The 10,510-nt window shown below is 67.2% G+C and carries 9 protein-coding genes; 7 read left to right on the forward strand and 2 right to left on the reverse strand.

The annotated features are described in order from the left end of the window. Positions 1-512: 512 nt before the first annotated feature. Positions 513-830: a hypothetical protein gene (locus tag BGO46_RS04855; protein ID WP_215486953.1), complete on the reverse strand. Its 318-nt coding sequence runs from the start codon at positions 828-830 to the stop codon at positions 513-515. 263 nt (positions 831-1,093) lie between these two features. On the opposite strand from BGO46_RS04855, the gene BGO46_RS04860 reads away from it, so the two are divergent. From BGO46_RS04860 to BGO46_RS04890, 7 genes are all read left to right on the forward strand, one after another. Continuing rightward, positions 1,094-1,345, forward strand: a complete 252-nt coding sequence (locus BGO46_RS04860; RefSeq protein WP_299985429.1) for a hypothetical protein — start codon at positions 1,094-1,096, stop codon at positions 1,343-1,345. 51 nt (positions 1,346-1,396) lie between these two features. After that, positions 1,397-2,589 (forward strand): IS3 family transposase gene (locus BGO46_RS04865; protein ID WP_157533859.1). Its coding sequence is split into 2 segments (ribosomal slippage): positions 1,397-1,681 and positions 1,684-2,589, totalling 1,191 coding nucleotides; the frame shifts between segments, so codons are not numbered across the junction. Between the two features lie 16 nt (positions 2,590-2,605). Beyond that, positions 2,606-3,151: a TnsA-like heteromeric transposase endonuclease subunit gene (locus tag BGO46_RS04870; RefSeq protein WP_299985444.1), complete on the forward strand. Its 546-nt coding sequence runs from the start codon at positions 2,606-2,608 to the stop codon at positions 3,149-3,151. A gap of 34 nt (positions 3,152-3,185) precedes the next feature. Further along, positions 3,186-5,336 carry an integrase gene (locus BGO46_RS04875; RefSeq protein WP_299985433.1) on the forward strand — a complete coding sequence of 717 codons (2,151 nt, stop codon included), beginning with the start codon at positions 3,186-3,188 and terminating at the stop codon, positions 5,334-5,336. After that, a complete protein-coding gene (locus BGO46_RS04880; RefSeq protein ID WP_299985435.1) occupies positions 5,333-6,511 on the forward strand; it encodes a TniB family NTP-binding protein in 1,179 nt (392 codons plus the stop codon). The genes BGO46_RS04875 and BGO46_RS04880 overlap by 4 nt, the downstream gene beginning before the upstream one ends. Next, positions 6,511-8,928 carry a TniQ family protein gene (locus BGO46_RS04885; RefSeq protein ID WP_299985438.1) on the forward strand — a complete coding sequence of 806 codons (2,418 nt, stop codon included), beginning with the start codon at positions 6,511-6,513 and terminating at the stop codon, positions 8,926-8,928. The genes BGO46_RS04880 and BGO46_RS04885 overlap by 1 nt, the downstream gene beginning before the upstream one ends. Continuing rightward, positions 8,925-9,119 (forward strand): hypothetical protein, encoded by a 195-nt coding sequence (locus tag BGO46_RS04890; RefSeq protein ID WP_101305229.1) that lies wholly within the window; start codon positions 8,925-8,927, stop codon positions 9,117-9,119. Before BGO46_RS04885 ends, BGO46_RS04890 begins: the two co-directional genes overlap by 4 nt. A gap of 396 nt (positions 9,120-9,515) precedes the next feature. Here BGO46_RS04890 and BGO46_RS04895 read toward each other — a convergent pair whose 3' ends face one another. After that, entirely contained in the window at positions 9,516-10,301 is a 786-nt protein-coding gene (locus BGO46_RS04895; RefSeq protein ID WP_101305230.1) for a hypothetical protein, read from the reverse strand. Between the last annotated feature and the right edge of the window lie 209 nt (positions 10,302-10,510).

Here is a 10,510-nt window from a genome sequence, read left to right on the forward strand (position 1 = left end):
CATGCGGCGGAGCGACCCAGTGTGGGGAATTTCGATGAGCAGAACTGAGGAATTTCAGTGAGCGCCGTCAGCGTCGCTCCTTCGCAATCCCGATGTCTCACCCCGGGTCAAGACTCTGCTTGCTGATGCGATTCCTCGAAACGCCGCTTGGGGATCAACCGATGTGCTTGAGGCGCTCGGCGCCTGGGCGGAGGTGACCCGCGAGCCCCTACCAGCCGAAACTCTACAGTTGATGCAGATGTCGGGAGCGTCGACCAGCTCAAAGGTCGCTGCGCTCAGCGCATCCGTGGCGACCGTGCCCGGCCTCGTACCGCAATACGTGGCCCAACTCGGCGGTGCGTACGCCGAGGTTCTTCAGCCCGCAAACACTTATGTCGATCTTCCGCTCGTCCCAGATCCGACACCGTTCCTGGAGTTGCTCAAGGACTCGGACACCGCCGTCTCATCCTTCAATGAAGTCGACGGCGTCATGCGTGTATACCGACACCGCCCGAGACCCAACGGTGACTAACCTACGATGCGGAGCGCTCGGTAGCGCGATCCTCTTCGACGTACTGGCTCGCCGCATTCCACCAGGGATTCTCGCGGACCCGATACAGAATGGTCCGCTCTCCAGGCACGCGCTCCACGAACTCGATGAAGTTCGCGCGGCGGAGCTTCTGGATCAGCGGATGCACGATTCCAGGAGAGAGTCTCGTCGCGTCGGTGATCGTCTTCGATGAGAACTTCCCGCCGCGCAGGCCCGCGATCTCGACCATGACGCTGTACATGTAGCTGTTGCCGAAGACGAGCCGGGATTCCTCCGGCGCGATGGGCTCCAACATCGTCATGTCCTTGAGTGTCGCACACGCGGCCGACGTGGGGTTCAGGCGGGCCTGCGCGCGTTGATTTCGTGGTCCCTATATTTGTATCCCTGACGGTGACTGTTGTGTATATGACATCGACTACAGTGAATGTCACATTCATTGGTATTCGTAAATCGCATATACCGAAGTAGCCCAGGAAATCAAGAGCGCGATCCTGAATCGTAATTCGCGAATCTATGGCAGAAGCGTGCATTCTCCCGGACCGATTCGACCCTCACGCTGGCTTCATGACGGCGCGCGAGCAACTCGAGACGCGGGGCGGAACGCGCCAGGCGGATGTCGGGCTGATGGTTCGCAAAATGGGTGGCGAGGTGGACGTTGTTCCGCTGCAGTCAGCTCGATTGAGCGTCTTCGACGCCGCCGTCCCGTGGCGTGAGTTCCGCTGGTACCGGGGGCAGCGGCACTTCTCGGGCAGCTACTGGTCGGCGACCATGCAAGCGCATGTCGGGTACGAGTCGCGGGGACTGCTGCACGAATAGGTGACATCTGATCTGGCTTGCCCGCGGGGGTGGGCCTGGAAGGATGTTGCTGTGCCCAAGCCCTACCCGTCCGAGTTCCGTGACGACGTCGTGCGCGTCGCGAGTAACCGTGAGCCCGGAGTGACGATCGAGCAGATCGCGAAAGACTTCGGTGTTCACCCGATGACGCTGCAGAAGTGGATGCGTCGCGCCGACATCGACGCAGGTGCGAAGCCCGGCCAGTCCCGGACCGAGGCGGCGGAGATCCGTGAGCTGAAGAAGCGGAACCGTCTGCTCGAGCAGGAGAACGAGGTCCTCCGCCGCGCGGCGGCGTATCTGTCGCAGGCGAACCTGCCGGGAAAAGGCTCTACCCGCTCGTGAGCGAGCTCGCCGACGCAGGGATCCCTGTGACGGTGACGTGTCGGGTGCTCAAGCTCTCCCGCCAGCCCTACTACCGGTGGCTGACGAACCCCATCACCCCAAGTGAGGTGGTCGAGGCGTATCGCGCGAACGCGCTGTTCGACGCCCACCAGGACGACCCCGAGTTCGGCCATCGGCTCCTCGCCGACGAGGCCCGCGACAACGGGGAGGCGATGGCGGACCGGACCGCGTGGCGGATCGCCTCCAGCAACGGCTGGTTCAGCGCGTTCGGCAAGCCCAAGCGGAGCAAGGCCCGCCGGCCCGGCCCGCCCGTCCACGACGACCGCTGCGCCGTCATCGACGAGCACGGCCGAACCCGGCACGTGTTCACCGCCGACGCCCCGAACCAGCTCTGGTTGACGGATATCACCGAGCACAAGACCGCCGAGGGCAAGCTCTACCTCTGCGCGATCAAGGACGTCTACTCCGGCCGGATCGTGGGGTACTCGATCGACTCGAGGATGAAGTCCCGTCTGGTCGTCCAGGCGCTCGAGAACGCCGCCCTGATGCGCGGCGACGTCGCCGGCTGCGTCGTGCATTCGGACAGGGGATCTCAATTCCGCAGCCGGAAGATGCTCCGCGCCCTCAGCCGACACCGCATGGTCGGGAGCATGGGAAGAGTCGGGTCGAGCGGCGACAACGCCGCCATGGAATCGTTCTTCGCGCTGCTTCAGAAGAACGTCCTCGACCGCCGCCCCTGGACCACCCGCGAGCAGCTGCGCATCGCGATGGTGACCTGGATCGAGCGCACCTACCACCGCCGACGACGGCAGGCCCGCCTGGGCCGTTTGACGCCCATCGAGTTCGAGACCATCATGAACACGACCGTCGCACTGGCGGCGTGACTACAACCTGTCACCTATCCGTGCAGCAGTCCCGCGACTCGAGTACGCGAACCTGCTGCTGGCCGACTTCGACCCTCGCGTCGACTGGATTCTCTCTCAGCCGTTCCTCCTCGAGGGGGAGGACAAGGGTGCACGCCGTCGCCACATTCCCGACTATCTGATGGTCCACGCGGACCACACCGTCTGCGTGGTGGATGTGAAGCCCGCCGCGAAGCTCACCGTCCCGAAGGTGCGTGACTCGCTGAGCTGGTCGCGGCGCGTGATCGAACCGCACGGGTGGGAGTACCGCGTCCAATCCGAGCCCGATGAAGTGTTGCTGCGCAACGTCCAGTTCCTTGCCGGCTACCGCCGGTCGTTCCAGTTCGCCGGCGGCGACGTCACCGCCGCGCTCGGCGAGCTGAGATCGCCCATGGCGTTCGGCGAGGCAGTGCGCGCGATCGTGCCCGTCACCGGCGGGCTTCTCGCAGCACGCGCGCTCGTCCTGCACCTGCTGTGGGCTCGCCGGCTGAGCACCGACCTGACTCGACTTCTGAGCGCCACGAGCATCGTGACGCGGGCCTGAGATACCACCACCTCAACACTTGAAGGAGATAGCGATGAGCAGCACGTGGACCCTGAAACCAGGCGTGGATATCGTCTACGACGGCGACGCCTGCACTGTTGCGGAGATCTGCGATGGCGCGGTCGTCGTCCGCACTCGAACTGGGCAGGTTCGGCGCCTGCGGATGATCGACCTCCTACGGCCACGCACTGAGGGAGGTACGACACACATCCCCGGAAACAGTCGCAATGAAGACGCGGGTCCACTGGGCGTCATCTGGGCCGATGCCAGCGACGCGGCCCGCGCGGTGTCCGCCGAGCGCGCTGATCATGTGCGAGAGGTCCTCACCGGCTACCGGTCGGGGACGGCCGAGATCGCACGTGAGGGCGAACCGAAGCTCGCCTACCATCCGGAGCGTCGCGTCGAAGAGCGGATCGCGGCGAAGGCGCTCGAGCTCGGTAAGGGCCGCCGGACCGTCGCGAGGTGGGTGGCGCGGTACAAGGATGCCGGCGAGATCGGACTGATCGATCACCGCAAGGCGCAGCCGGGCAATCTGCTCGTCAACTTCGACGACCGCTGGGTCACGGCGGCACGCGAGGTCATCGATGAGCAGACGCCGGAGTCGAAGGTCGCGAAAAGCATCATCATCGCGAGAGTCAACGCCCGAGCCGACCGCACCCACGGGCCAGGTATCGTCGCCGCCCCTTCTCGAAGCGCCGCATACAAGATCCTCGACGAGCTCTCCCGTGGCCGCGCGACCTTCTCCGGGAGCACCAAACGCAAGCGCTCCAACGCGAACCGGCCGCCCGCCCCCTATGGTCGCCTGCACGCCACCGCGCCCGGCCATTACGTCCTCCTCGACACGACACCGCTCAACGTCTTCGCCGTCGCCCCGGTGACCGGCAAGTGGGTCGCCGCAGACCTCACGGTCGCGATCGACCTCTACTCCCGCTGCATCCTCGGCATGCGGCTGACGCCCGGCTCAACGAAATCCATCGACGTATCCGGCGTGCTCATGGAAGCGTGCCAACCCTTCGACACTCCCGCGGAGTGGGGCACGAGCGCACGATGGCCCTTCCACGGCGTCGCCGGTTCCGTGCTCGTCGACCCGACGCGCATCCGCGTCCCGCGGTTCGTCCGTGCGGGGATCCTGCCCGACACGATCATCGTCGACCACGGCGCACCATACCTCTCGGAGCACGTGACCAGCGCGTGCGCACGCCTGGGCATATCCATCCAGCCAGCTCGCGTCTACCAGCCCACCGACAAGAGCCCCGTCGAGAGGTTCTTCCGCACCCTCGACACGTTCCTCCAGGAACTCCCCGGCTATAAGGGCGCCGACGTCGGCGGCCGCGGCGACGACGTCGAAGCCGACGCGGTCTACACGGTCCCGCAGCTGGAGCAGATCATCCGCGAATGGGTCGCGACGGTCTACCACCTCCGACCCCACGACTCCCTCGAGGATCCCCGCCTCCCCGGCGTCAAGCTCAGCCCCGCCGAGAGATACGACCAGGGGCTCGCCGTTGCCGGGCAACTGCGGATGCCGATCGACCGGAGCGTTCTCCTCGAGCTGCTGCCGGTGGTGAAACGGCAGTTCAACCATTACGGGGTCGAGATCCACAAGCTGCGCTACACCGGAGACTCGGTCGCGAAGTACCGCAACCGCGCCCGGTCGATCCACCGAGACAAGGGCACGGAATGGCCGTTCGTGGTCAACCCCGACGACCTGACGCAGATCTACTTCCACGACCCCGAGGACGGCACCTGGCACACCCTCGAGTGGGAGCACAAGGGAGCCTTCGACACACCGTTCAGCCTCGACGCGCTGGAGTACGCGAAGAAGATCGCGATCCGCCAGGGCCGCCCCTCTCAGGTCGACGACGTCGCCGCGCAGCTGCTCGAGGACTGGGGCGCGGGACGCGCGCTCACCCCATCGGAGAGGCGGATGAGTTCCCGCATGGCCGCGCAGCTCAACGAGAAGGATCCCGCGGCTGACGGGGTGTGGTCGCTACGCACCGTGCAGCGGATGCTCGAGGCCGAACTGAACCCCACCACAGATCTCGGACGGGAGCTCACCGGCGAGGTCCGCGACCCACGCAAACGCGTCGACATTCCCGAAACGGGCGATGACGACGACGAGGACGACATCGACGAACCCACGATCCGATCCGACTACCACTTCGAGCCGATGGAGATGATCCAATGACCACCACAGTCCCGGGCGAGCACGACGCGCCTCGCCGGCAGCGGAGCCTGTCGACCTACGAGGGATGGAAGGACTTCGCCGAACGTCCCCCGCGCGATAAGCCCGCGCTGCTAACGCCGGAGCAGCTTGCGTCGTTCGGCCCGGACGAGTTCGCGCGGTACAACGCGGACCGGCGGGCGTGGCACGCGAACATCCTGCTGCGCACCCGGCAGGTGCACGGGGTGCACCTGCAACTGGGCGACATCCTGGACAGCAACCTGCAGGACTCCGACCGGGTCAAATCCGCCGCCGCCCTCGACGCCCCACCGGCCCTCGGGAAGTCGACGGTGGTCAACACGTTCGGGCGCGACTTCCACCGTCAGCGGATCGCGGAAGTGGGCGAGTACCTCGACGAGGATCGCGACATCCTCCACCTCCCGGTCTGCCACATCACCGTCCCAGGGCGCCTCACGATCAAGGGCCTGCACATGATGATCCTCGGGTTCTACGCCCACCCCGCGACCGCGGGCATCCTGCACCGTTCGATGGCCGGCCGAGATCTGGCGCGGGCGGCCGCGGACTGCATCGAACGGCACGACACCCGCCTCGTGATCATCGACGATCTGCACTTCATCCAGATGCGCACCCGCGACGGTGTCGAGGTCGCGAACCAGCTGAAGTGGCTGTCCAACGAGTACAGCGCCACCTTCCTGTTCGCCGGCGTCGCGCTCCGCGAACGCGGCCTCGTCGGCGAGGGCGCGACCGGGAAGGAAGCGGCGATGGCGCAGACGTTCCGCCGCTGGACCGTGCTCAGCCTCGACCCGTACAGCCTGCGCACCAAGCAGACCCGCCAGGAGTGGGACAGCCTGCTCTGGCACATCGAACAGGCCCTCGTGCTCGCGGACGCGCACGAAGGGATGCTCGTCGACATGTCGCGGTACCTGTTTGCCCGCACCACCGGCAACATCGGCTCGCTCATGGACCTCATCCGCCGCGGCGCGTCCCGCGCCATCCGCACCGGCGCCGAGCGGATCGACCGGAAGCTCCTCGACGACATCCGCATCGACGAGGGAGCAGAAACGGAGCGCACCGAGCTGCAGGCCAAGCACGACCAAGAGGATCGGGCACGCCGTGAGCGGCGCCGACGCCGACTGAAGAGCGACGGCGCCGAAGAGACCGGCGAGGAGGCCGCCTGATGAGCGAGACGGCCGGTGCCGTGCGCGTCCTTCCGTTCCGGGTCCGCCCCTTGCCGGATGAGCCGTTCGACTCCTGGCTGGAGGCCTCGGCGGCCGCGAACCGCGCGACTGTCGCGGAGATGGCGTGCGCGCTCGGCCTGGTGGAGCAGGAGGGCGGCAGGGCGGTGTCAGCGACATCGTGGATGGCCGCGCAGTGGGCGACCGAGCTCACCGATGAGCAGGCGTCCCGGCTGGAGCGGTCGACGGGGATCCCGGCGGCGCAGTTCCAGGAGATGACGCGGATGCGGTTCGCACGCCACGCGATCCGCTACACCCGGCAGGGACGGATCAGCTTCCGCTGCCCCGTCGGCGGGATGGCGGGACGGTACTGCCCCGAATGCCTGGCGGACTCCGGAGGCAGGTGGCGGATGTCGTGGCAGTTCCCATTCACCTTCGCGTGCGTCAGACACCGCCGCATCCTCGCCGACAACTGCCCGGTGTGCCACAAGCCACCGCGTCACACCGGGCACCCGCTCGCCGGGATCCCACATCCCGGGCACTGCCACAATCCCGTCGCCGGTGCCGGGACGGGCCCGATCGCGAGCCGCTGCCGCGGCGACCTCACCGCGCATCCCGAACGCATCGCCGCACCCGACCCGGCGCTCCACGCACAGCGCCGAATGATGCAGATCCTCTCCACCGGCGAGGGCCGGTTCGGGATCTATGCGGACGCCCCGCAACCCGCGATCACCGTCCTCGAAGACATCCGTCTCCTCACCCGCGCCGCAGGAGTTACGCTCTGCGATGGCGGCGACCTCGACATGCCAGAGCTGGAAACGGACCTCCTCGCGGCGGTGCCTCGAGACAAGCATGAGTGGACGTGGGCGGGACCGCCCACAGCGGCCGGCGGCGCGGTCGGTACGACGATCGCGATCGCCGCACTCGAAGACCCCGACCGTGCGGTTCGGCTGCTGGCTGGGCGCCTCGCGGTGAGCACGTCGTACACCGGTCAGACGCCGCAGCTGCAGCGACTGATCGCCGCGTCCCTCGGACGCACCCGACGACCGACGCTGTTCCTACAAGCTGCGCCAGCCTCGGACGTAAACCCGGAAGAGCGGGCACGGAAGGTGCCCGCACAACTCTGGGATGAATGGACGAACGCGCTCACCCCACGCCGCATCAACGGCGACGTCGCCGCCTCCGCGCTGGCCGCGGCCGTCGTGTTCACCGGCACACGGCTGACCCACTCCGCTGCCCTCGCCCTCCTGGACTCGACGGCGCCCATTCGTCAGGTCACTCATGTGATGCGCGAGTTCGGGAGGCCGGGCGCGGAGACGCCCGCCCTCGCGGCGATCCTCAACCTCGCCGCCTACCTCGACAGCCACGAGACACCGATCGACTACGCACGCCGCCGCAGACTCGACTGCACTGAACTCCTTCCCGAAGAGGAATGGCAGCAGCTGTGCGCCCGACTGAATGTCCAACCCGGCTCCGGCGCCCGACACCGCCATGCGCGCGCCCACCTCTACCGGGCCATCACCGGCAACTCGATGCGACGCGCACCGGAAGCATGGGACGCGGCCGGGATATCTCCGCGGACGGTCACGACGTTCACGAAGACGCTGCCGGACACCGTGCGCCGCGAGCTGAACGATATCGGCCGCGCCTTCCTGCTCCGCCGAGGGATCGACGAGCCACTCAGCTGGGCGCCCCCGCTGTCGACGCACATCGAACCCGCCGTCCGCAGCGACCCCGTCGGTGAGTGGGCGACGGCCAGACCCGTCCGTGGCGCACTCGACACACCATCTCGCAGCCGCGAACTCATCGCCCAATACGGTGAGGGCGCGACCACCTATGAGCTCGCACGGCGGACGGGAGTATCGCGGCAGACGGTGTCGCGTGTGCTCGCCGACGGCAACAGCACCCTCCGCCGCGGACGGCCCACCACGTTCGTCATCGACGAGGCTTGGCTGCGCGAGCGGTACGAGACGGAAGGGATGACGCTGCGACAGATCGCGGCGCTCGTCGGCTGCAGCGCTCCCACGATCGCGCACCGCATCCAAGCGGCAGGCATCACGATGCGACCCGGCCCACACGACCGCACCCCTCACCCACTGGCCGGCCGGTCACGGCTCCTCCAGCGCGTCCTCGTCGGCCGCCACCCCATCGAACGCGCGCGCCGATTCCTCATCGCCACACAGCACGACAACGTGCGCGCCGCCGCGGCGACCATCCGCACGACCCAAAGCTCACTGAGCGCCCAGCTCGCAAGCCTCGGCGCCGACGTCGGCGGGGGCCTGTTCGTTGCCGCGGCACGCAACAGGCCGATGCGCCTCACCCCACTCGGCGAACGGCTCGCTCGCGAGCTCCATCGCGCCCTCGCCGCCGACCCCCATACCCAGACCACATCACCTACCGAAGAGAAGAAGGCATCATGACCGAGAAGAAGCGGACCTCCAGTCGTCTGCAACGGGCAGCACGGGAGCGCATGAAGGTGACAGGGGAGAAGTACACCGCGGCGCTGATGGCCGTGACGGAGGACGCCGGGTCACAGACTGAGCTCAGCTCCCCGCCGACCACGCCCGCTGGTTCACTGCGCGCGTCCGTCGACCCCGAGGCGCGGCGGTGAGCCCCGGCTCTACCGAGGATGGCGAGCCGGTCCTCCAGCCCGACACGATGCAGTGGAACAACTCCGGGTGGACCGAAAAGCCGTGGTCGGCACCTCACCTGGCGCCGCTGTTCACCGAGCTCACGTCAGCGAAGAGCGCGCCGAGCTGGGCGCGTCGCGCTGTGAAGATCATCCACCGGTACACCCGCGAGCACGGCGAACCGCCGACGTTCCGCGAGCTGTTCACCGAGCTCGCCGCACAAGACCCCGACTACGCCGACCACGAGGAGGCGTGGTCGTCACGCGCAGTCCGGAGCCTCGTGATGGTGCATTGGCGAAGGCAGGGATGGGTGCGCTACCGGACCGAGACGCGCACTCTCCGATCCGGCCCCACCGCGAACGGCGACCTGTTCCCGGCTACCCGTCCGCCTCGTCGGGAGGGAGCGCGGCGAGAAGCTCCTCGAGAACGATGACGAGCTCGTTGTATCCCTGTGTGTAGAACAGCGCGTCCGAGCCCGGGGTTTCGCCGCCGACGATATCGGCGAGCACGGTGCGCGCTTCCCGAGTTGCGGCCTGCAGTCGTGTCTCGATGTCCGGCAGGCTGCGGATCCATTCGTCGATGACGGTGAAGCGGATGGGCGTGAAGTCGTGGGCGTCGACGCCGACGTGGAACTCGTGCCCGTGGGGGCCGTGATCGCGGGCATGCGTGTGACCGTGCAGCAGCGGAACGCCCTCGTCGCCGCGTGGGCGGTGCGTCGTATGCCGGTCGGTGCCGTGCGAGTCGCCGCTGTAGGGATAGTGGGATGCCAGGATCCGGTACCCGCGGCGGGTGCCCTCGATGACCTCGGGGAGTATGCTCCACCCGGCCGCCTCGTACAGCGGGGCGAATCGTTCGATCGCGCGCCTTGACTGTGTTGCCGGCGAAACTCGGTCGTGGTTGCCGGGCACGAGAAATCGTCGCCCGTTCAGGTGCTCGGTCAGCCCGACAGATTCCTCGATCGGTCCGAGCGCGAGGTCACCGAGATGAAGGACGATGTCGTCCGGTCCCACGACCTCGTTCCACCGTCGCACCAGCTCCGCGTTCATCTCTTCCACGGTCGCGAACGGGCGGTCGGCGAGTTCGCTGATCCGTGCGTGGCTGAAGTGCTGGTCCGAGGTGACGAAGTCCACCTGGTCGAAGTCAAACCACGGATACTGGCTCACACCGGCCTCCTTCGATGAGCGTGGCCCTCGAGAAATCTAGGGATATCTATCGTTTCGCTAGACGGGTGTAGATGTTCCTAGAGATCATCGAGGTCGACCCCGAAGCGCGCCGCCAGATCCTCGAGCGGTTCACCGCTCATGCCATCCCGCTCACGCACCACCCGCTCGACCTCGCGGTCGTCGATTGCTTCGACCAGCTCCTCGAGTAC

This window comes from Microbacterium sp. 70-16 (assembly GCF_001898315.1).
In the GTDB taxonomy this organism is placed as follows: Bacteria; Actinomycetota; Actinomycetes; order Actinomycetales; family Microbacteriaceae; genus Microbacterium.

What these genes read in the sequence shown, in the direction of transcription:
- BGO46_RS04885 (WP_299985438.1), top strand. Translation starts at nt 6,511, where the DNA reads ATGAGCGAGACGGCCGGTGCCGTGCGCGTCCTTCCGTTCCGGGTCCGC.
- BGO46_RS04860 (WP_299985429.1), top strand. Translation starts at nt 1,094, where the DNA reads ATGACGGCGCGCGAGCAACTCGAGACGCGGGGCGGAACGCGCCAGGCG.
- BGO46_RS04890 (WP_101305229.1), top strand. Translation starts at nt 8,925, where the DNA reads ATGACCGAGAAGAAGCGGACCTCCAGTCGTCTGCAACGGGCAGCACGG.
- BGO46_RS04875 (WP_299985433.1), top strand. Translation starts at nt 3,186, where the DNA reads ATGAGCAGCACGTGGACCCTGAAACCAGGCGTGGATATCGTCTACGAC.
- BGO46_RS04880 (WP_299985435.1), top strand. Translation starts at nt 5,333, where the DNA reads ATGACCACCACAGTCCCGGGCGAGCACGACGCGCCTCGCCGGCAGCGG.
- BGO46_RS04855 (WP_215486953.1), bottom strand. Translation starts at nt 830, where the DNA reads ATGACGATGTTGGAGCCCATCGCGCCGGAGGAATCCCGGCTCGTCTTC.